At 50.0% G+C, this 23350-nt stretch carries 13 protein-coding genes; 8 read left to right on the top strand and 5 right to left on the bottom strand.

Annotation, left to right across the window (positions count from 1 at the left end; genetic code table 11):
- Window positions 1–52: 52 nt before the first annotated feature.
- The 3 genes from W04_RS02085 to W04_RS02075 all read right to left on the bottom strand — a co-directional run bounded on the left by W04_RS02085 (window position 53) and on the right by W04_RS02075 (window position 7063).
- Window positions 53–1651, bottom strand: coding sequence for a lytic polysaccharide monooxygenase (locus tag W04_RS02085; RefSeq protein WP_053909607.1), 1599 nt, complete (start codon window positions 1649–1651; stop codon window positions 53–55).
- 82 nt (window positions 1652–1733) lie between these two features.
- Window positions 1734–4934: a glycosyl hydrolase family 18 protein gene (locus W04_RS02080; protein ID WP_053909606.1), complete on the bottom strand. Its 3201-nt coding sequence runs from the start codon at window positions 4932–4934 to the stop codon at window positions 1734–1736.
- Window positions 4935–5503: 569 nt separating this feature from the next.
- Window positions 5504–7063, bottom strand: a complete 1560-nt coding sequence (locus tag W04_RS02075) for a PAS domain-containing methyl-accepting chemotaxis protein (RefSeq protein WP_053909605.1) — start codon at window positions 7061–7063, stop codon at window positions 5504–5506.
- Window positions 7064–7631: 568 nt separating this feature from the next.
- Between W04_RS02075 and W04_RS02070 the strand changes: the two genes are divergently transcribed.
- Genes W04_RS02070 through pelG form a run of 7 tightly spaced genes read left to right on the top strand, consistent with a single transcriptional unit; the run spans window position 7632 to window position 19437 of the window.
- Complete coding sequence (locus W04_RS02070) at window positions 7632–10250, top strand: endo alpha-1,4 polygalactosaminidase (RefSeq protein WP_197275930.1); 2619 nt, start codon at window positions 7632–7634, stop codon at window positions 10248–10250.
- Between the two features lie 2 nt (window positions 10251–10252).
- The gene (locus W04_RS02065) at window positions 10253–13747 is read left to right on the top strand and encodes a tetratricopeptide repeat protein (protein ID WP_053909603.1); all 3495 of its coding nucleotides are present in this window, start codon (window positions 10253–10255) and stop codon (window positions 13745–13747) included.
- A gap of 12 nt (window positions 13748–13759) precedes the next feature.
- Window positions 13760–14272, top strand: a complete 513-nt coding sequence (locus tag W04_RS02060; protein WP_157576232.1) for a hypothetical protein — start codon at window positions 13760–13762, stop codon at window positions 14270–14272.
- A 7-nt stretch (window positions 14273–14279) separates the two neighbouring features.
- Window positions 14280–15647: a PelD GGDEF domain-containing protein gene (locus W04_RS02055; RefSeq protein ID WP_053909601.1), complete on the top strand. Its 1368-nt coding sequence runs from the start codon at window positions 14280–14282 to the stop codon at window positions 15645–15647.
- Entirely contained in the window at window positions 15610–16590 is a 981-nt protein-coding gene (locus tag W04_RS02050) for a hypothetical protein (protein ID WP_053909600.1), read from the top strand. Before W04_RS02055 ends, W04_RS02050 begins: the two co-directional genes overlap by 38 nt.
- The gene (pelF, locus tag W04_RS02045) at window positions 16577–18082 is read left to right on the top strand and encodes a GT4 family glycosyltransferase PelF (protein WP_053909599.1); all 1506 of its coding nucleotides are present in this window, start codon (window positions 16577–16579) and stop codon (window positions 18080–18082) included. The genes W04_RS02050 and pelF overlap by 14 nt, the downstream gene beginning before the upstream one ends.
- Complete coding sequence (gene pelG / locus W04_RS02040) at window positions 18070–19437, top strand: exopolysaccharide Pel transporter PelG (RefSeq protein ID WP_053909598.1); 1368 nt, start codon at window positions 18070–18072, stop codon at window positions 19435–19437. The genes pelF and pelG overlap by 13 nt, the downstream gene beginning before the upstream one ends.
- Window positions 19438–19449: 12 nt before the next feature.
- Here the strand turns inward: pelG and W04_RS02035 are convergent, their stop codons facing one another.
- On the bottom strand, window positions 19450–20274 hold the full coding sequence (locus W04_RS02035; RefSeq protein WP_040643388.1) for an endo alpha-1,4 polygalactosaminidase: 825 nt from the start codon (window positions 20272–20274) through the stop codon (window positions 19450–19452).
- A 180-nt stretch (window positions 20275–20454) separates the two neighbouring features.
- On the opposite strand from W04_RS02035, the gene glsB reads away from it, so the two are divergent.
- Window positions 20455–21375 (top strand): glutaminase B, encoded by a 921-nt coding sequence (glsB, locus tag W04_RS02030; RefSeq protein ID WP_022946966.1) that lies wholly within the window; start codon window positions 20455–20457, stop codon window positions 21373–21375.
- Here the strand turns inward: glsB and W04_RS02025 are convergent.
- Entirely contained in the window at window positions 21372–23306 is a 1935-nt protein-coding gene (locus W04_RS02025; RefSeq protein WP_053909597.1) for a methyl-accepting chemotaxis protein, read from the bottom strand. The genes glsB and W04_RS02025 overlap by 4 nt on opposite strands.
- Window positions 23307–23350: the final 44 nt, after the last annotated feature.

Raw genomic sequence — 23350 nt, 5'->3', positions numbered from 1 at the left:
CTAGCGGCGATTTAGGCGCCTCCGTGTGTCCATCATCGCCATTGTTTACTGCTTAAAGTGCTTGCCAAACGGAGGCCTGACCCGGGGTATCCCCTTGAGTCCACCACTTGGCTTGGTATTGTTGCCCTTGATAGAGCACCGTCGCGCCACTTTCATAAGCGCGCTGACTATCCCATTGTGCGCTGCCAGCATCTTTGCTCAGCGTTTGCCATGCCGAGGATTGATCGGGTTGTTCACCTTGATTCCACCACTTCGCCTCATAGTCGCTGGCGTTGTAGCTCACCTTGTCGCCCGCTACATAAGTAGCACTGGCCTGCCACGCAGGGTAACTTGGAGCAGGGTTAGTGCTGGTATCGGTAACGGTGACGACAAAGCTTTGGCTGGTACTGAGTTCACCATCTGAGACAGTGACTGTAATGGTGTACGGGGTATCGGTATCGACATTGGCAGCGGTGATCGTTAGGTTGGCACCCTCACTGCTCATAGTCAGTGGTGCTGGCACATCCCAGCTATAGTTCAGAGTACTTTGCTCATCGTCAAAAGCATGCACATGAACGACACTGGATTGTCCTTCAGCCAAGGTAATATCATCAGGCTTAACCACAGTGGGCGCACTATTGCCTGGTGCCTGTTTCACACTTAAGCTATAGCTGTAGTTGGCATTGGTGGTGTATACCTGATTTACCAGCGGGTCGCCGCTTTGGTAGACCACTTGACCTTGCTGGTCTTGCAAACCAATTTGCATATATTGGCTGTAGTCGAGATTAAGCATAGCCGCGAGGTCTTGCTGCCAGCTTGCTTGGTTATCGGCGCTGACGGCAAACATTTGGTTAACTAGCTCTTGACCACTCTCGTCAAATAGCCGCACCCAAATAGAATCACCCACCGCCGGCGTTTGACCTTGTTGCAAGTAGTAACCAATGCTTTGCCACTGGCTGGGATCACTAGGCCCGCCATCACGCACTATGGTGATGTCACTACAGTTGTAAAACCCCTCTCCAGCTGCGTCATCACGCTGCCAGCGTGTGTACAAGATGGCATCACCTTGGCGCTCAGCGGGAATAGCGACATTCATTTCATAGTAGCGATGGCCCTCTGCGTCCTTGATAAAGTCGATATTGCCCACTTCTTGCACCAGCTCTAGATCGCTCCAGGCAAGTGTTTGCGTGGCGCCATCAAACCCGGGTTTGCTTAGGTAAAACTTCCAAAAGCTGGGGTTATGTGGAGTGGTCGCACGAAAGCGCACCTTAATCTCGCCATTAGCATTGGGGGTCACGTCACTGCGTTGCCAATGCGCTGAAGGTAAATTCATACCGCGCTTGTTGGTGTCTCCAGCGGCGCACAAGGTGCCATCGGGAACGCTGGCCTCAACCGCTGCTTGGTTGTAGTAATCAGCGGTGTTAACGGCAAATTCATGTTCTTGAATAAACTGAAAGTGCCCTGATTCCAAATAGGCTGCGCGACACGCCAAGTTAGGAATGTTGGAGCCATCTTCTGGCCACCAATAACCGCCCTGAGCCTGACAAATAGCTTGGCGAGCCTTCGGGCTATCCATGTAACCATGGGCATAAGCTTGGCTGGCGCTGAGCGCAGCACCAACGGCTAGCGATGACACAGCCAGTGATAATAATTTCGCTTGTGGTGTTCTCATATCAATGTCCTCGTTGACAAAAGAGACCCGAGGCAGCCCTTACAGGGAGGGCATGGGGCCGCCTCAAGTCTAAGATGGCGAGTTACAGGCTACAGACCTGATCCCAATCAGCGCTGCTACCCGGCTCAGCAGAAGTCCACCACTTCGCCTTATAGACAGCATTACCGTTGACCATTAAGTCGCCACCCGCAGCATGGCTAGGGTTGCCGGCGTAGTCACTTTGTGGCCAGTTAGGATAAACGGGGATATCGGCAATCGCGGTGCCTTCACAGGTACCATCGCCGCTGCCATTGCCACCGCCAGTGTCGCCGCCGCCATTGCCACCGCCAGTGTCGCCGCCGCCTGTTCCAGGCTGAGCATCAGGAAGGTGCGGGTATTGCGATTTAAAGGCATAGGTTTTGCCATTTTTCTCGATGGTAAAGTTTGCAGGACCGGTAATAGGCATGTAATACATTATCTGCGCATTCACCGTGTCACCTGGAGCAAAGGCTTTCTCTTGTCCGCCCCATTCGTTGGTCAACGTGATTGAGAAACGGTGGAACTCATTCTCAAAACCACCGATATTGTTACCTGCTGCATTCGAGCCATTGACGTCGACCGCCATGCCCAATTTCTCTTGTGCGTTCCAGTTAGACTTGAAAATGGCGGAGGTCGCCACTGGCACATCGAAAGAAATCTTGGCACCACTTAAATCAATGTTTGAGTTGTTAGTGAAAGCAAAGGTTGGAGCAATCGGGTAGTTGTCATCACCGACTGGAAAGTCCTTGGCTTCAAAGCTCACATCAACCGCTTCTGTTGGCACTACAAAATTAGTATTGCCTTGGTCAATGCTGTACGGCACGCCGCTTTGATTAAACTGATTATAAGCAAGGGTAGTGAGCGTTGAGCCCATGAAGTATTCGCCCTTGGCCTGGTCATAATCGTAGTCACCCGCCAATTCCCAGAACATAATGCCACCAATGCCTTGGTCGATAACGTATTGCACTTTAGTGGCCATTGATTCCTCGTCTTCCATAGACAAGAACACATTCTTATCGGCATTCCATAACCATGGCGCAACGGCCACGTTGTCATAATGACGCGTGTAGGTGCCAATCAGCTGATCATCTGGATCGGTTTGTGGCGTTAAACCGTAAGTTGCGCCATAGCTTGGGTAAATGCCGTTTTCTAAGTTCTTGGCATGCCAAAGAGGGTTAGAGCCTGCTGGCATTTCTTCGCCATTGGCATCTTTATCGTGCCAAAGGTTATCAATGCCAATGGCACCGTTACCGCATTTGTTTTGCTCGCCAACGCCCGTGCCTGCTGGACACTCGCTTTGGTTCGGCAGCGCCGCCTGGCCCCACAATCCATTGGTGCCACCTTGTACGTCTTTAAAACCACGGGTGTAATAAGGAATACCAATATTGATACGTCCTGCCGCTAGCGCGCCACGGAAATAGCGTACCGCCCAATCGGTGTTCAAATAGCCAATGCCTTCGAACTCCTTGGTGCTGTATACATTCCATTGCGCCAACTCCGAGTCTTCACCGGTGTCGTACAATGCCGCATTGTGCCCGACATGAGAGTTCCACGCGCCGTGCAAGTCGTAAGACATGATGTTGACGTAGTCTAAGTATTTAGTGACCTGAAAGGTCTCCATACCCCGCAGTAGGTAACCCGATGACGGTGAAGCAATCGTGAGCATATAGTGCTGACCATCTTGTTCACCCGCTTTATCAAGCTCTTCACGTAGCACCTTCATCAATTCTTTGTAAGATGCATTGAGACTAGCGCGCAAAGGGTTGGAGATAGCAAAGTCATCTGGGTGACCAGAGTCCTTCATTGACGATGGGTATTCGTAGTCAATATCCACACCATCGAAATCGTAGGTACGAATAAATTCAACCGCACTTTGTGCGAACGCGGCAATACCTGCGTGATTAATTGAGCCATCAGCATTGGTGGTCATGGTGTAGAAGCCACCGCTATTGACGCGATTGCCATTTTCGTCAAAATAACCGCCAGTTTCAGCCCAGCCACCAACAGAGATCAGCGTCTTCACGTCTGGGTATTGTTTCTTGTACTTGTTAAGTAGGTTGAAGTGACCTTTGTACGGCAGGCTTGGGTCCATTTCGGCGCCTGGTTCACCTGGCCATTCCATGTTCGTTGCTGGATTGCCTGGGGCACTGGGGTTACCAATGGACAACTTATTGTTGGCATCAACGTGTGCGAAGGCATAGTTAATATGGGTAATTTTATCCCATGGAATATCGTCAACTAAATAACTAGGTTGCTCATTGGCGCCGTTACGCCAACTGGTAAAGTAACCGATGATACGACGAGGGTGATCTGGGCCCATGAGCTCACGGCCGTCTTGATCATAAATAGTACAATACGGCGTGTTCACTCCCGGCGTTTGGTATAAACCTGCTGGGCGACAAGCGTCAACGCCAGTTCCTGGCTCAGACACATCTACCACGTTGATCACTTGAGTGGCCGTCCCCGTGGCCCCTTGATCGTCAGTCACATTGAGTACGAATTCAAATTGCCCCGTTGCTGGAGCCTGCCAAGTGTAAGCTTCACTGGCGTTTGCTGAACTCAGCACTTGGGTGCCATTCTCACTGAATGTCAGCGCGGTGACTTGGCCATCGCTGTCTGTGCCGCTGAGGGTAAAGTTCAAGCTATCTCCCACCATCACTTGCGTGGGCAGATTAGCAATTTGAATGCTTGCGCTTGGCGCTTCATTCACGGGGGTGCCGCCGCTTACGCTAACAGCATTAGCAAGAGCTGTAGATAGCGCGCCCTGATCGTCTGTAGCCACAGCGCTTATGGTCGCGTCGCCGGCTACAGCTTGCCACGTAGTGCTAAAGGGCGCGGTGGCATCAACCGCGATAGATTGATTATTAACGAAGAATTCTACCTGGCTAACTTGACCATCACTATCACTGGCTGACGCCTCGATGATAACGCTGTCATTTTCAGCAAATTGACTGCCTGCAGCGGGGCTCAACGAGGTGACCTCTGGCGCCTGGTTGACAGCGCTGTCACAAGCACCCAAAAGAGTCCAGTCTTGCCATTGTCCAGAATTCTCCACAGGATTCGTTTGCGTCCACCAGTTCGCCTCATAGGCACTGTTTTGGGCCTGGACTTGGCTTCCGCCAACGTAAGCGTCACCACTTTGCCACTGGGCTAAATTGCTGCAATCAACAGCAAAAGCACTGGCGCTGCTCATACCTAAGCTGGCAAAACACATCGCCAGGGCGCTGCGTTTAAAGCCGCTTTCGCGCATACTTTGTTTACTCATTTTGTTCTCCACGACGTAAGGTTTGTTGTGTTATTTTTATAACAATATATTTACAATGCTTTTAAAACTTATCACACCTATCCGGCTCTTCAAGCAATAGTCGACCACTTTTTAGACGTTTTAGTTCTAGAAGAACCGTTTGTTTATTCGAATAAATTGCTAAAAACTGGGGTAAGCATGCCACTTTATTCATTCAGTTTTTTGTAAGTTTGTACCTCAAAGCCGCGTGGAGTCTAGCAATCACAAAATGAACAAAAGATTAACCTTTGGTAAACAATTAGAGTTATATTGGGTACATATTTATTTCGTCTAGTTTATAACCAAAACAGTTTTTTAATAGCTTTGATGATAGAAAATGCAAAGAGTTATGCTATTTAGAAATATGACATGAACGTCAACGTTAATGCTTCTGCACACGTTGGTGGTTTTTACTTGCCGTTCACAAGCACTGGGCAAAGGGTTGACGGGGGAGTTAAGAGTGACACGTGTGCTAGCAGGTTCACCGCCATAAGCGTTACTCAGGCGGTGATAGGCCTAGTCAGCACGCTAGCGCGCTGACAGTTTAGGTATTAATCATGTGAGCGAGAGAAACGCACCACCAGCTCACAGAGCTCATCTGATACAGTTGTTAAGCGAGTAATAGCTTGTTGCGCTTGATCCGAGCTTTGCTGGCTATCATCAGCCAGGCCGGCAATACTGACCACTTGCTGGTTAATATCCTCAGCCACATGAGCCTGCTCTTCAACAGCCGCAGCCATTTGATTCGCCATGTCATTAATGTTGGCCACCGCCTGAGCAATACCACTGAGTTTTTCGGTGCTTAGTTGCACTTCATCAAGGCCTTGTTGCGACTCTTTACGCCCTTGCTCAGCAATAGTGACCGCCTGCTCACTGCGGCTATTGAGCTCGCTAATGATCCCTTGGATCTCCCCGGTCGATTTCTGTGTGCGTTGTGCAAGTTGCCTTACCTCATCAGCTACCACCGCAAAGCCTCGGCCTTGCTCACCAGCACGCGCCGCTTCAATCGCCGCATTGAGTGCCAATAGGTTGGTTTGCTCAGCAATTTGTTCAATCATTTGCGCCGCTTGCGCAATCAAGGCTGACTGCTCTGAGACCCCTTGTACCGAGTCACCGATTTGTTGCACCGTGTGCCCTAAGGTTTCAATAGATTGACGAGTCTTATCTGCCACTGCGGCACCTTCTGAAGCCAAATCATTGGCCTCGCTGGCTTGCCCAGAGGTCAGCTGAACATTTTGTGATACTTCGCCAATGGTGGCCGTCATTTCGTTCATTGCCGTGGCGACTTGCTCGGTTTGCTGATGCTGAGCGTCTATTTTCTCTCTCGCATCGACCGACATGGAATAGCTGCTGCTGGCATCTGCAGCAACACGGTTCGCGGCATTATCGATACGCGTTAAGATGGTATTTAAATGCGCCCTGTCTGATTTCACCGCTACGCTTAAACGCCCCAAAGGGCCAGCATGATCGCAGTAGCTTTGCACCGCAAGTGGGTCACAGAAGCGATCGCCTATGAGTGTGTCTAAGCGTTTTTTCAAACGCACCCGGGAAAAGGTATTAAACCCGGCAAACACTAATACACTCACTAGGGCCACCGCCTCGGCGGCGACAGTATTGCCACTTAGGAAGATAATAAAAGCGACTGCGAGGGCTAGGCCCAAGGCATAAAATTCAGTATTGTTAGGCAGCGTGAACGTGCTTTTATTGTCTCTGATGCGCGCGTAAAGTGCCTCAGCGCGGGCAATATCCTCACGTCGTGGGCTGGTGCGTACCGATTCATACCCTACCACTTTACCTTGTTCGGTAATGGGCGAAACATGGGCATCGACCCAGTAGTAGTCACCATTCTTACAGCGGTTTTTTACTAGCCCCATCCACGCTTTACCTTGCTTTAGGTAACCCCACATTGTTTTAAACGCCGCAGGTGGCATATCGGGATGGCGGACAATATTGTGAGGTTGGCCAACCAATTCGTCGCGGCTAAAGCCACTGATATCGACAAACGCTTGGTTACAATCAAGGATAGTGCCATTTAAATCAGTGACGGAAATGAGCTTTTGCTCGGGAGGAAAACGCTTTTCACTAGCGGTGATGGGTTGGTTATTTCTCATTAATGATTCCCTGTTACGACGCCCGTGCCATGCTGCACGTATAAAACTCTATATTAACAAAAACTTATACTTCATAGATAGCATTTGCTTGGCAAAAAAATAGCAGCTGCCATACTTACAACGTGAGTGTTGTAAGCTGCTGTAATTTATTACTTAGTTCAGTCTAGTTAAGCTTTGCTCGAAATTGCAAAGAATTCGCTGGGTACAGAGCCGTTGCCGGTCAATTTGCATAAACAATACATCTTATCGGTGAGTTGTTTACCTTTGTTCACCCTAGGTAAATTATTGCGTAGACGCATTACCCGGGGATGTGACATAATAGCGGAATACCCACCCTAAAGAATTAGTTTTAGTAGCAGTCTGTAGCAAGCTATTAAAGGGCTAACCCAGCCGCACATCGTCACTTGGTTTAAGTTAATCGGCAGTATTACTATTGACTAAATGTAAATTTGTTTTCACTGTGGTTGTTGCTCTGTTTGTCTCGGGTTTAATAGCGCAGCCTACAAGAGCAGTTGCACCCACACACTTCGAACAGTCAATCGCTTTTTATTACGGCGAAGTTGACTCCGTGCGCGAGCTTATAAGCTATCAGCGGGTTGTGGTGTCACCGCAGCAGCTGTCAAAACGCCAGTTACAGCAATTAAAAAATGCCAATACGCAAGTGTATGCATATCTCAGTGTGGGGGAGTACCTAGGCGCAGATACCCGGCTTTTAGACGCCGCAAGCATGGGCCGTAACAGCGCCTGGCAAGCCGAAATTATGGATGCGGCATCGCTTGTGTGGCGTCAACATCTGCAACAACAAACTGAGCGCTATCAGCGCCAAGGATTCAGCGGTGTTTTTCTCGATACCTTAGATAGTTATCAACTTGCACTGCCTCGCGAACAACATGCCTCGCAACAACAAGCGCTTGTCTCGCTCATCGATAATATCGCCACATCACTGCCGGTGATGCTCAATCGCGGCTTTGAATTGGTCGACAAGCTAGCCCAGCCGCCGCAAGCGGTGGTCGCCGAATCACTGATGTACGGCTTTGATATAACCAAGAATGACTATACTCGCCAAAGCGATAGCGATATCCAGTGGCTTCGCACCAAGCTTGAGCACATTGAGGGCTTGGGCATTGAGGCCATTGTGATTGATTACCTGCCAGCGGGTGTAGAAGCCAGAGTCGCGGCAGCAAAAGAAATCGCTGCTTTAGGCTTCACCCCCTATGTCAGCGACGGCTTATTGCAGCAGTTTGGGGTTTCTTTGCACTACCCTGTTCGTCGGCGAGTGCTGGGGGTCTATGACTCGAGCGTAGTGCTTAAAAAGCAATCTGCGTGTCATAAATATTTAGCCACCTTAATCGAGTATCAAGGCTATGTTCCCCAATGCGTTGATATTCGTGATGGCCACCTTACACAGCTTGATTTGAATCGGTTCGCCGGCGTCGCGTTTTGGCTCCCCCAAGCCAGTTATCAGCATTTAGATGCACAACAGCTGCTACTGCGCAGTATTTCTCAGCGGCCAACAGTCATTATCGGTGAGCTTCCCGATGATGAAGCCTTGCTAGCGCGTTTAGGGATACGTGAAAACGGCAGTTACATCGGCGCGCTTGAAAGTAGCGGAGCCAAGCTCACCTACCCCATGCCCCATGCTGCGCCCAAACAATTTCCTCGATATCAGTTAACTGATTCACGCACACCGGCGTTAGTGAGCATTAATGATAGCCAAGGCAATACGGGCGTGGGCGTAGCGCGTATGCCCTGGGGTGGGCTGTTTCTTGAACCTCTGACGGTCCAAGAGTTAATAGGCGATCGCAACCGTTGGCCACTAGAGCCATTTGCGCACCTAATGCCACTGTTTTCCCTTGCTGCTATTCCGGTGCCCGATGTCACCACCGAATCCGGGCTGCGCATCGTTACCGCGCACATCGATGGCGATGGTTTCCCCTCAGTCGCTTGGCTTCCTGGGCGCCCCTATGCTGGCGCATCAATACTCAATAATGTGCTGAAAAAATCGCCCCTCCCCCATACGGTTTCAGTGGTTGAAGCGGAAGTTGCTCCTCATGGCTTATACCCTGACATTGCCAGTGAACTAGAGGAAATAGCGCGGCAAACCTTCGCGCTTGATAACGTTGAAATTGCTTCGCACACCTTTAGCCACCCTTTCTTTTGGGACGACCGTATTGATGCGAAAGAAAAGCTCTATGGTGATTCCTTACCGGTCCCCAATTACACCCTTGATTATGACCGTGAAGTGTTTGGCAGTGTGCGTTATATCAACGAGCATCTAGCCCCTAAGCATAAGCAAGTAGAGGTGTTCTTGTGGTCTGGCATGGCCGACCCAACCGCTGATGTCATTGCTAAAACCAGGCAACTCGATTTATACAACGTCAATGGCGGCAACACCTATGTACTCAACGACAACTACTCTATTGCCCAAGTATATCCACACCTAAACTGGTATAAAGACGGCATTCAAGTCTACGCTGCGGTGATGAACGAAAACCTCTACACAGAGCTGTGGACTGAAAACTACCGAGGCTTTGCCCGTGCCAGCGAAACCTTTGAATTACTCGGTGCGCCACGACGCTTAAAGCCTGTGAGCATTTACTACCATATGTATTCCGGGGTTTATCCTGCTTCTTTAGGCGCATTAGATCACCTCTATGATTGGGTAGAGAAGCACGAATTAACACCACTGTACTTAAGCGAATACGCCCACCGTGCGCGCACGCTTTATGAAACTGGGGTGGCTCGCGCCATTGATGATGATAACTGGCATATTACCAGTACCGGCGTGAAATCGTTGCGTATCGCTAGCAATCAACTACCAGATGGTGACAGTGAAGGCATCGCAGGGTTCACCCCAGGCCCGGATGGCAACTACATCACCTTAGTACAGCCTCGCTCAACTTTATCGCTTAGCCAAGGCGATGCGGCGGCGTTTTCTAACCGTGCCTATTTAGCTAAAGCCAACGCGGTGATTGAACACTGGCAGTGGCAAGGAGAGAGGTTACGCTTTACAGTGCTGGCTCATCGTGATTTGCAACTAACGTTAGATAATGTCGCTTCATGCCAAGTAAACAAGCTCAGCGACCCCGCGCTTACGCTTGATAAAGCAGCTAATCAATGGACAGTTCGCAGCACTCAGCGTGGACGCTACCATGTTGAGCTCCATTGCCCAGGGCAAGGTCAATAACGATGAACCCGCCAGCGCGTATTCACACCAAGGGCGACCCTCGCGGCGACAAGCGTATCGTGTTGATGAGTCGTCGTGCGCTGATCACCCTTGCAACGGTAACGTTGGCACTGTTGTGGATACTGCAACCCAATCGCGCTCTGCTAATTGATATGCTTGAAGACGCGCAAGACCCCACTGTGGCCATCGCCTTCTTGAACGTGCTTAAGAGCAACCAAGTACCGAGCTTAAAACTGGATTTAACCCTCGCAAAGCAGCACTTCAAGCTCGATCAATATCATCAAAGCTTGGCCCAGCTAACACCGCTGACTAAATTTGCCGACTCTGCTTTACTTACACAAGCACAAACGCTCTACGCCGACAGCCTACTGCGACTGATACAGCGCCAAGACCCAACGGCGCGCAGACAATTAATCGATTATTTAAACGCCCTAGTGCCAGAGCTCAACTCATCACAACGCCAACACTTTGCCAGCTATGCCTTGCAAATAGGCGAGCCTCGCCTTGCTTATCAGTTGCTAAGTCAACAACAAGGTGAACATCAGGCTTTATTGTCTTTAGCGTTGCAGGCGGGTCTTAAAGAGCGGGTTATTTTCCACAGCCAAGCCTTGTACGAGCAACAACCCTCAGATGCACACTTTGAGCAATTACTTGGGTTATATAGCGCCCAACAACACTGGCAACAAGGTGAGGCGCTTATTCGCCGCCATCAGCATCAGTGTGACAACACCTGTTTGCAGTTGAGTATTAACTTCTTGCGGGCCGCCAACAAGCCAACGTTAGCAGCTCAATTAAGTGCGAATAAGGCCCTACAAAGTACTGATCCCGCTGATTGGCGCCAAGCCAGTGAACGCTTTGCTGAGGTGGGTGATATTGAACAAGCGGCAGTGTGGCTTGCTAAAGTTTTGAGTGTTGCACCTACTTTGGCAGATAAGCGCCAACTTCATGATTACTATCTTTGGCTGGGCGATACCGCCAGTGCGCTGGTACTTGCAAAGCAAATTATTGCCACGCAACCTGACAAAGCACTTCTATGGCAAGGCGTCAGTGAAGCTTTAGCAGAGAGTGACCTATTTGCTTTGAGCGACTTTTACTATCAGCTAGCACTCAAAGACGAGCTTGATGATAGCACTCTTAAACAATGGGTCGACTTCAGTGATAAAGCCTTGGGCGCACAAACGACCCTCACGCATTTGCAAACGCTGCATCAGCGCTTTCCAACTCGAGAGTTTTATTGGTTCCAACTCGCGCGTTTTTATAATTTTGTCGGCGCACCAAAGCAAGCCACGGCCTTGTGGGCAACGTTGCCGCTTGAGCCGACATACGACTACATCAACTTGAATTACTTTGCGCAAAGCTTTGTCGCGATCGGCGAGGTAGATAAGGCGCTGATGCTACTTTATCGATACAGCGATGAAGAAGCCTTAGATGTAGAGCAGCTTACCAACTTACAAGAGCTGGCGACCTATATCGCAAATAGGCCATTGCAACAGCGTTTTCAGCGTGCTCGTGTGCATCGAGGTGATACCAGTTTGGACCCCTACTTACTGATTGCCACCCACAATAAGCTAGACCAACAAAGCTTGGATACCTTGTGGCTTTATTATGCGCAAACAAAAAGCATTGTGGTGCTCAATCATCTCCTAGAATATGGCCTCAGCGAGCAAAATGCAGCACTGATAAAACGTGCCAGCGAGGCGTTAACAGCCGATCACAGTGGCGATAAACGCTTATCCGTGCAGCTATTGCGCGTGCGTTTAGCCATGTATAAAAAACACCATACTCGCGCCAAAGAGCTGCTAAGTGCATTACTCACCCAGTACCCGCATAACCCGAACGTGCAACAAAGTGCATTGTGGCTGGCGATAGACAGTCAAGACACCCCATGGCTGCGTGAGTTGTACTGGTATTTAGCACCACACAACCAGCAAACTGCGTCTATGTATCAAGCGTTAGCTTATGCGGCGCAGCAACTGGGCGAATATACTCATGCTGATAGCTGGTATCGCAAGTTAGATAACGCCAAGTTAAGCACCGCCGCTGATAAATTAGCCTGGGCATCGCTGTTGCAAAATCAAGGTGCTTTAGCGCAGGCTCAACGCTTGCGCGTGCAAGTGCTCACACAATTAAGTGCTGAGCTTCGCGCCCTCCAGGATGGCGAAATTAGCTACGTATCATTGCTACGCACTTTAGTATCGCCCGCCTATGCCAGCGCACAGCTCAATTGGCATCTGCACCAAGGCAACGGTGGCGCTGATATCAATGCCTTATTTAGCGACCCAACGCTTGGAGCCTTGCAAAAGATAGCCTTATTACAAGCCCAGCAAGTCATTGCTTCCGAGCAGTTCAATGACAGCATTTTATTGTCTTTAGCGCTGGCACAGCACAACCACTCGCAAGCACGTACTTTGGCTTACCAATCAACAACACTGACCGCCACTGAGCGGGCCACAGCACTCTCGCAATTAGGTGATAATTTTGCCGCATGGCAACTGGGCCAACAAGCCCTTAATGGTGGTGTCGCCAAACAAGATTTAGCACCATTGCAACGCTTTTTAGCTGCCCAACACGACCGCCATGCCCATGGTGTGCGTTTTGAACACAGCCTGCTTGATACGTGGCAGCTAAGCACAGAGCAGCTTAGCTATTATCGTCCTTTAGGCGATGGTCATATGGCACTCTCTTATCAATATGATAGTGGCGACCCCGCCTCAACCCTAATCGATCATTACCAAGACCAGAGTGTGAATCTAGATTGGCGGACACGCGCTCGACCGCGTTGGCAAGACCTGCACTTTGGTATAGCCATCAGCGAGCGCGATACCAACACGGTATTCGGCCAGCATGCAAGCGCAACGTGGCAATCAGATAGACGTCTAAGCCACACCTTGAGTGTGCGTCACAGCATGCCCTCGCAGCAAAGTGAAAATCTCTACATGCTCGGCAATGAGGATAGGCTCGCCTATCAACTGAGCTGGCAGCCAACGCGCTACGAGCAAGTAAATATAAATATTTCGCGGGCGCTGTTTCATTCCGATTTTGGTGAGCCTATCGGTCAACAATGGCAAAGCAGCGTGCGTCTGAGTGAGCAATTCAACTTTACTCCGAGTTGGCAGGTGTATGCGCAGTATGACCACCAAGAAAACACCTTGGACGAGCGGCCATTACAGCGATTAACAGCACACTTGCAGCGCCCAGAGCCAGTTAGAGCTGTGGATTTTCTAACCCCTAAATACCGACGTTTAGCGTTGGGCCAATCGTTGCTGCGTGGTGAAGTCTCACAGCCTGGACGAAACACCCCAGGTATGCGCTATTGGCTTGATACGGCCGTGGGTTATAACTTTATTGAGCAACGCGTCGATTATTCGGCTAACGTAGGGCTGGGTGTGCAAGCATTTGGCAATGATGAATTTTTCATAAAGGGTGTGTGGCAAAGTGCCGACCAAAATGGCCGTGAGAGCTTAACACTCAACGTGGGATACTTTATCGACTTTTGATGTGAGGATAAAATGATGAAAACAATAATGGCATTGGCTTTGGCCTTCATACTCAGTGGTTGCGCAACGCACTATGCCGGTGAAAGCCCGACGCTCAGCGCCAGTCAACAGGTTTATATTATGCCCTTGGCAAATCAGTCAAATATGCCCATGGCGCAGGCTCAGGCTGAGCAACTGCTGGCATCTGCACTTGCTGAGCAAGGGTTGAAGGTAACACTCTACCCCAAGCAACAAGTGGGTGATTTACAGGCGAGCCTTGAGCCTGCCCAGCGTAATCAAGAGGCGCAGCGGTGGCTGAGTGAACAGCAGCCGGGCTATGTGGTATCTGGTTCAGTACAAGAGTGGCAATACAAGTATGGCTTAGATGGTGAGCCGGCTGTGGGGCTGACACTGACCCTTGCAGATAGCAGTGGCAATGAGCTTTGGCGTGGTTCCACATCAAAAACAGGATGGGGCCGTGAGTCGCTCTCGCAGGTCGCACTTGAGGCCATCGATACCCTGATTGATGAACTAGACTGGGATTAGTCGCGCTATGCCTCACAGTAAACGTCGTGGCCTCAATGCCGTTATCAGGCGCCTGCTTTTTGGCAGTGACCACCAGCCTATCGCCTGGTTTGAACTGGTTTTTATCACCTTTATTGCCCTGAGCATCTGGGTGTATCAAGCCAGCCTCGCTCATGAACACGCCACTGATTACTTCTATTGGCCGATGTTGGGACCCCTTGTCATCGCCCTGCGCTACGGGTTTGGTCGCGGAATGATGAGCTTCGTGCTGTTACTTGTGAGTGTCGGTGTGGTCGATAATTTTATCGCCACCGAAGTATCGATTAGCCTATCTGTGTCTGTGGGCACAGCAGTGGTGACCATGTTGGTGGGCGAATTTCGCGATCACTGGCATGATATCAATCAGCGCTTTGAGCTAAACCACCGCTATATGGAACAAAAGCTAAAAAGCTTTACGCAAAATTACCATTTATTGAAGATATCCCACGACCAGCTTGAGCAGCGCGCGGCTGGCAAACAAATGAGCCTACGCACTGGCATTCAACTACTCCAACAAGCGGCCTCCGGCCATGCGGAAAACCGTCTTGCCAACCTGGCCCAAAAAAGCCTCCAAGTATTTGCTGATGTGATTACCATGTATCAAGCAGGTTTGTACGAAATACGTGACGGCAAGCTGGTGCCCGGCGCACTGGCCACCATTGGCAGTGAACATGCCCTTATCGCTGATGATTTAATGCTACAAGATGTGTACACCTCTAAGGCTGTACTCTCTCCGGCGAACTTTATCGACAGCGATGAGTATAATCTCAATTATCAGTTGGTGATCCCCCTAGTTGATGTCAGCGGCGAGCTACAAGGGGTGGTGCTTGCAGAGAAGGTCAAGTTTGTGTCCCTCACGCAAAGTAATATTGCCCTGATTGCATTACTGGCCGGTTATATTGCCAACTTTATGTCACACCAGTTGTTCGCACCCATTCTCAAACCCGAACAACGCCAGCTGTTCCGCCAGTATTTGGAAAACCAACTGTGGTATAAGCGCCATTACGGTGCAGATAGCGCCATGGTGGTGTTTTACGACAACAGTGAAGCGCAACACCTCGATTTAGAACATGTTACCGATTTTCGCCGTGGTGCCGATATTTACTGGTCTTGCGAGCGAGAAGATGGCCGCCAAGCATTGTGCGTGCTATTGCCGATGACCACAGTGATGGAAGCAGAGCAATTTGTGCAGCGGATCCGCAGTATCCTCGCCAATAATGCCCCCCTTGCCGAAGGCGATTTAGACGTATTTGGTCCGCTGTTGGTATTTGAGCAATACCAGCAAGTAAATACCTTGCTCGAAGACTTAGGAGCGTTCGATGAAGATTTGGCTGATTCTTCAAACGATTCTCTTTGAGTCGGCAAGCCTTTACCTACTCGGCAAGCAAGACCTTAGTCTGCTCGGCTGGTTAAGTTATGCTGCTAGCCATGGCGCTGCGGCGGGAACCTTCACCTTAGTGTGTTGGCTGGCGCTGCCGCGACGCTACAAACAACCCGTTATCGGTGCCATTACCTTTATTTTTGTCATTGCGTTCAGTATGCCCATGGTCGGTATGCTGGGGTTGGCGACGATTTTTATCGTCGCCTTGTATTTCCCGAAGAAAAAGCAGCCGGCACTATGGGAGCGCTCCGAAAGCTTGGAATTACCCCTGCACCCAGAGCAACTTGAACAAAGCCAGTTTGGTGCCGCCGCACTGAAAGATATTTTGTTGTTTAATCCCTCCGATGAGCGTCGCCTGATTGCGGTCAATGCCTGTCGCTTTTTACCAGAGCGCGTGGCGGTGCCGTTGCTTAAGTTAGCGCTCACCGATAAAGTCGATGACGTGCGTTTACTTGCCTACGCCGCCATCGAAAAAATAGAATTTGGTATCAACCGCAACATTGACGCATTGAAAAACAAACTAAGCGAAGGCGCACAAGCCTCGTTGCATTTTCAAATTGCTGAGCTGTATTGGGAGCTATGCTACCTTGGCATCGCTGAAGGGCCACTGCGCAATCACTATTTAGAGCAAGCGAAAAGTTACCTACTGCAAGCCGAAGCCCTCACCCCTTCACCGCGCAGTGAGTTACAACTCGGCCGGGTGCTGCTGGAATTACAAGAATATGATTTAGCCACGCAGTATCTAGAAAAAGCACGTCATCGCGGCCTGTTATTAAAACAAGTGGCGCCCTATTTAGCCGAGGCCGCTTTTGCTCAGGGCGATTACGACCATGCCGCTTTATTAGTCAGTCACCTGCCCACCGAACCCGGTGACGCGCTAAATGAATTAAGGGAGTTTTGGCGTCGTGAAGCGTATTGATGTGTGTTTATTGTTAGAGGGCACGTACCCTTACGTGCGCGGCGGTGTATCAAGCTGGGTGCACCAGCTGATCAGTGGCCTTAGCCACCTTAACTTTTACCTTGTATTTATAGGCGGGAGCCGCTCTTTTTATCAACAGCAGCATTACACCTTGCCCGACAATGTGGTCGGCATGGAGACCCATTACTTGATGGATAAAGACGGCTTACTGGCACCGCGCGCTCGACGCGGGAAAAAATCCGCCTTCAGCCTTTGGCAAAATGTCATCTCACGCTTTAAAAATCCGGAGCAAACCTTAGATGGTGAGCATTTACAAGGCTTGTTGGCTAACTTGGGTAAAAAGCATGGCCTAAGTTATGATGACTTTTTATACAGCGAGCGCTCTTGGGATGTGATTGTTGATCTGTATTTCCAACACGCACAAAACCAATCGTTTGTGGATTACTTTTGGACCTTTCGCAACATCTACAGCCCCTTATTCACCTTAGTCAAAGTGGCTGAAAACCTCCCCCCTGCGCGGCTATTTCACAGTATTTCGACCGGTTATGCCGGCTTTCTCGGCGCCTTGGCGAAACAAAAACAGCAGATGCCTTATTTATTAACCGAGCACGGTATTTATACCAAAGAGCGCAAAATCGATCTCACTCAAGCAAGCTGGATCAAAGACCGACACAGTGCGCTGGACACCAGTATCCATAAAAAAATGGAGCAAACACGGCAAACCTGGATAGATTTTTTTGAGCAATTAGGGCGTACCGCCTACGACCAAGCAGATAGCATCATCGCTTTGTATGAAGGCAATAGACAGCGGCAAATAAAAGACGGCGCACCGGCCGATAAAACTGGGGTGATTGTCAACGGTATCAGTATGGAGCGCTTCAGTGAGGCCTACGCCAAGCGACCGCAACAGGCGCCTAAAGTCGCGGGGTTAATTGGTCGCGTGGTGCCCATTAAGGATATTAAAACCTTTATTCGTGCTATTCGTGTGGCCCTTAATAGCGAACCAGAACTACAAGGGTGGATCATTGGCCCCACCGAGGAAGATCCAAGCTATGTTCGCGAGTGCGAACTGCTGGTTAATAGCTTGGGGCTGCAAGACAACGTGCTGTTCTTGGGCATGCAAAATGTTGCCGAAATTCTTCCCAAACTTGGCGTGTGTATGCTCACCTCCATCAGTGAGGCGCAACCCTTGGTACTACTTGAGGCCATGGCCGCAGGTATCCCCTGTGTGGCCTCAGAAGTTGGCTCATGCCGCGAAATTCTCGAAGGTATGAACGAACACGACCAGCAACTTGGGCGCTGTGGCTATGTAACAAATATAGCCGACCCCAACCAAGCCAGTGAAGCCTTGCTGGCGCTATTGGAAGATGACCAGCGCTGGCGACAAATGGGTGATAACGGCTACCGCCGAGTGCAAGCATATTATCAGGAACATACGATGTATGAGCGCTACCAAACGCTGTATGAGGAGCATTTAACATGGCAGGAATAGGCTTTGAGCTACGCCGAATATTAAAGAAAAACACCCTGCTCTCTTACCTCGAAGCATACGGCTTGGCGGCAATTGTGGGCTCGGGGCCCTGGGTGCTATCCATTTTAGCGCTGATGATCATCGGTATGATAAGTATCGGTCGAGTGTTCCCTAACACTCTGATCATACAGTACCTAGTGCTAGTCACTTACATGATGGCTGGCTCACTGATCCTCAGTGGTATGTTCCAACTGCTACTAACACGGTTTATCTCCGACCGGCTATTTGAAGGCAAAGATCACAAGGTAACGCCAAACTTATTAGGCTGCATGTTACTTGTTTCGGCGCTTGGCACAGCCATTGGTATTGCGGTATTGGCCAATACATCGTTAGATGCAGCAGTGAAAATGGCGTTGTTATGCGGCTTTGTGGTGCTGTGCAACCTGTGGTTAATCATCGTATTCCTAAGCGGTATGAAGCAGTATTATCGGATTGTTGCCACCTTGGCAATTGGCTATACGCTGATGGTGCTGGCTTCATGGTTACTGCCACCTTACGGTATTTTGGGGCTATTGATGATCTTTGCCGCGTGTCAGGGGCTGATCACCTTTGTTTTGCTCTTTTTTATTTTACGCAATTACAGCGCCGGTTCGCTTATCGCCTTTCAGTTTTTAAACCGCAAGCAAGCTTTTTACTCATTAGCATTATGTGGGTTGCTTTATAACTTGGGAGTGTGGGTAGATAAATTCGTATTTTGGCTACACCCCGAGGTGTCTTTTGCCGTTATCGATATGTTCCGCGCCTCATATATCTATGATTTACCAATTTTTATCGCGTACCTCGCCATTATTCCTGGCATGGCGGTGTTTATGCTGCACATGGAAACCGACTTTGCCGCCTCAAACGAGCGGTTTTACCAAACGGTGCGCGAAGGCGGCACCTTGGAGTCGGTGTACTTACTTAAGGACCAAATGGTATTGCACTGCAAAGACAGCTTATATCAAATTTTTAAAGTGCAAGGGATCACCCTCGCATTGCTGCTGTTGTGGAGTGAGGAAATTCTCACACTGCTGAAAATAGACCTCGCCTATCTACACTTACTGTATGTCGATTTAGTCGGCGTGTCTTTGCAAGTTATTCTGATGGCCATACTCAACGTCATGTTTTATTTAGATAAACGTTATCAGGCCACGGCCTTGGTGACGGTGATGACCCTCGCCAACTTGATGCTCACTGAGCTCTCCATTCAGCTTGGGCCTGAGGTCTATGGCTACGGCTTTGCTTTAGCCATGCTGATCAGCACCGTCTTGGGGTTAGTGATGCTAAATCGTCAGTTTAACCGCCTCGAATATGAGACCTTTATGCTGCAACGCTAATAAGTAAAGCGTTCATTGCTCGCTACAGCTAAAGCGATACGCGTCATTCAATGCCGTGGGCAGCACCAAGGTGGAAAAGCCCAGCGGCTCGGTTTGTGCACAGACTCGTTGCAGCTCACCGCTGCCGACCTCGGCCACCGACAAATATTCCACATGGAAAACCGCCTTTTTAGCATCAACAAAAGGGGCTAGGCGTGCACACTCATTAAAGCGAAAGCACGATTCATTGACCGCAAAATCAAAGTAAGGCTCCAAGGTTTGCGCCAAGCCAACATTGTTTTTAAGACCCACATACAAGCCGAGCGAGCGCGCATATTCAGCGATAAACTGGCTGTAATTAATGCTGTTCTCACGAGTCAGTGCAAAACCGGTGTTATTAATATGACCATCAACATTATCCGGCTCCACCGCATCACAGCCTTTGGCGGCGGCCAAATCCATGCGCGCGCGCATGATAGCGCGGACATTGCTACTGCGCGTGTCCAACCAACGCTCATTAGCAAAATTGGCCAAGGTATTGCCAAGCTCGGAGTCTAAAAACTCGCCGGCATCCTCACGGTAAGATTCATAACTTCCGGCTGAAAAATAACAGATGACGAAGCGCCCTTGCTGCTGGAGGCTAGCAATGGTCTCGGCAGCGGTATTAAACAAATCAATGTCGTAAGCGAATACATCGTACTCGCTATTGAGCGCCCCCAATAATTGCCATTGCCATGTACTACCTTGTGGTGGATACGGCGGCGGCCCTGCAGGCGCTTGTGAGTCGGAGCTTGACCCACCGCAGCCCACCAACATACCCATACTTAGCAGCAATGCACTGCTTAACCGTCTTATCATTGATGACTCTCTTTTCTCTGCTTAGCAGTCCCTTGCGCTGTTATTGTTTGCCTCATGAGTCCATACTCTGAGGCCAAAGCACTTGGTTATCTAAAAGCGGCCATCATTTGGGGCAATGCTGCGCTTTCGTATAGGTGTTATATTCCGTATCATTGGGTTTTAGTCAAGTGAAAGAAGCGGATGAATATTCAACAGGTTATTGACGACATTAACACCGATGTACGTTCACGATTGTCGCAGTTCGAGGGCGCGGTGGCCAGTTATATTCCGGCTTTGGCTGAGGTCGACAGTGAGCAGTTTGCGATGGCGGTGCATACCGTGGATGGGCAAACCTTCAGCACCGGCGATGTGGACGTGCCTTTTACTATTCAATCGGTCTCCAAAGTGCTCACTCTCACCTTAGCATTGCAACGCTATGGCAATTCGTTGTGGCACCGTGTTGGCAAAGAGCCTTCGGGCACTGCGTTTAACTCGCTTACCCAGCTTGAATTTGAACAAGGCATTCCGCGCAACCCGTTTATTAACGCCGGCGCGATTGTTACCTGCGATGCGCTTTACTCTCGCTTAAGCGCGCCCACTCACCACATGTTAGAAACGGTGCGTTGGCTCAGCGGTAATCCTCGGGTGTGTATCAACCAAACAGTATCTCGTTCAGAGTTTCAACACCGCCATCGTAACGCGGCCATGGCGCACCTAATGACCTCGTTTGGCAATTTTGAAAATGATGTAGAAGAAGTGCTCAAGGTTTATTTTGGCTTTTGCGCCATCGAAATGAACTGCCAAGAACTGGCGCGCACCTTTGGCTATCTCGCTAATCGGGGTGTCGACATCGCCTCGGGTGAGCGTATTCTGACTAGCAAACAAAACTCGCAATTGAACTCGCTGCTCTTTACCAGTGGCCTTTATGACGCCGCTGGCGATTTTGCATATCGCGTTGGCATGCCCGGTAAATCCGGAGTAGGCGGTGCCATTGTTGCTGTTGTCCCAGGGCAGTTTGCGGTGTCGGTGTGGTCACCCAAACTCAATGCCTTTGGCAACTCCAGCGCGGGTCTTTATGCGCTGGAGCAGTTCGCCGACAGACTTTCGCTGCATCTGTTCTAAACCTTAAATTGACTCACTAAATCGCGCAGATGCTGTGCCCGCGCTAATAAGCTTTGCGTTGCGCTTTGCTGCTGCTCGGCATAAGAGTGAATGCTGCCGGCACTGTCTGATATTTCATGGGCCGACTGGTTAATGTGCTCAACCACTGTGCCCTGCTCTTCGGTGGCGGCGGCAACCTGATGATTGCCCTGACTGATCTCCTCAAACTTTTGCTGAATCGCGCGCAGCGACGCCACCGCCGTTTGCGTGTGGTCAGTGACTTGGCGGCTACTTTCTGTGCCTCGTGCGATGGCCTCTTGTGATTGCGTCGAAGTGCTTTGCAAGCGCGCCACTTGATCGCGGATCTCTGAGGTAGACTTTTGCGTACGCTGCGCCAGTGAGCGCACCTCATCCGCAACCACAGCAAAACCGCGCCCTTGCTCACCGGCGCGAGCAGCTTCGATAGCGGCGTTCAGGGCTAATAAATTCGTTTGTTCGGAAATGGCATTGATCACTTCCACTACCGAGTTAATTTCTGCCGCCTGATTAGCAAACTCACCCACGCTGGTATCCACATTATTAAGAATATCGTTGAGTTCTTGCATGGTTTGCGCGGTGAGCGTCATGTTGTCGTTAGTGGTGGTCGTTTCACGCACCGCTTCTTCGGTATCACTGGCGGTACGGTGGGCAATATCGGATACCTCGGTAATCGTTTGCCCCATTTCAGTGATCGCTGTCGCGACCTGATCCGTCTGTGAGCGCTGGCTTTCTGTGGCACTAAAGGTTTTATCGGAAAAATCGGCCAGCTCAGCAATGCCCTCGCGCATCGCTTGTTCGGTGACACTGATTTCATCCACCAGCTCAGCGACTTTGGTAATAATGGCGTTAAAGCCCTTGGCCAGATGCCCCAACTCATTATCAACGCTATCATCAAGGCGCGTACTTAAATCGCCTCCTTGCCCAGACATGGCAAGGAGGTCATCACCCACGGTACGAATGCGGCTGCTCAGCCAATTGGCAAAATACATGGTTAGCACCAAGAACACCACTGCAAGTACCACGCTGGCAAGAACCGACGTCCAAATAACCGAATTAATTGCGCCGGAGATCTCATGCTCTGGCAGCACCGCGACCAATTTCAACTCGGTGCCTTCAATAGGCATCACCGCACCATAAACCGCCTCGCCATCGAGCTCAGTTTCATTGAGTACAAAGCCACTGCCATTGCCAGAAAGAGCCGAGCTCAGTGGTGCTAATTGGTTAACATCGGCCACCGTTTTACCAATAAAGCGGCTGTTTTCATGAGCAATAATACGCTGTGTGTCATCAACCAGGAACAGATACCCTTGCTCGCCGACTTTACGTGAGGTAACCATATTGGCAATTTTCGACACATCATAACCCAGTCCCGCGACTCCTGCGCGCTGGCCATCAATACTCACTAAGGTATTAACGTATAAAGTCAGTTGCCCACCTTGTTCACTGGCATCCAGCGCCAACTGTTGCTGTGCACTGCTGGAAATGAAATCAAAGAACCAGCTATCCCGTGATTCACTGCGCGATACCTGCTTAAACAGCCCACCCTCGGTGTAGTAATTCAGGCTTTCTCGGCTTACCCAAAACACCGATGTCGCACCGGATTTTTGCTGTAAGTCGCGAAAGTAATCAAGCACCTGTCCATGCTGAGTACTCCCTTGCTCGCCATCGCGCACCCATTGATGCAACATCGCGTTTTGCGACAGCGTTTTTGAAACCGTAATGGGATACATCAGTTCGGCTCTAATTTCATTCGCTACTCGCCCAACAGTATCTGGTAATAACTGCGTTTCAGTTTGCCGATAATAAAGGCTGGAAAACTGACCAGTATTAATGAGTGCAGTCACTAACGTAACCACAAACAGGGCGACAAACACAAAACCAATGAAAATGGTTTTGAGGGTGAGGTTTTGCATGGTGTAGCTCCTAAAACATCGGTCTTATTCACTATGGCACAAGA

Origin of the sequence: Pseudoalteromonas sp. SW0106-04 (assembly GCF_001293805.1) — a bacterium.
Classification (GTDB): domain Bacteria; phylum Pseudomonadota; class Gammaproteobacteria; order Enterobacterales; family Alteromonadaceae; genus Pseudoalteromonas; species Pseudoalteromonas ruthenica.
The sequence above is the reverse complement of the archived record's forward strand: the minus strand, read 5'-3'. Positions and strand labels throughout refer to the sequence as shown.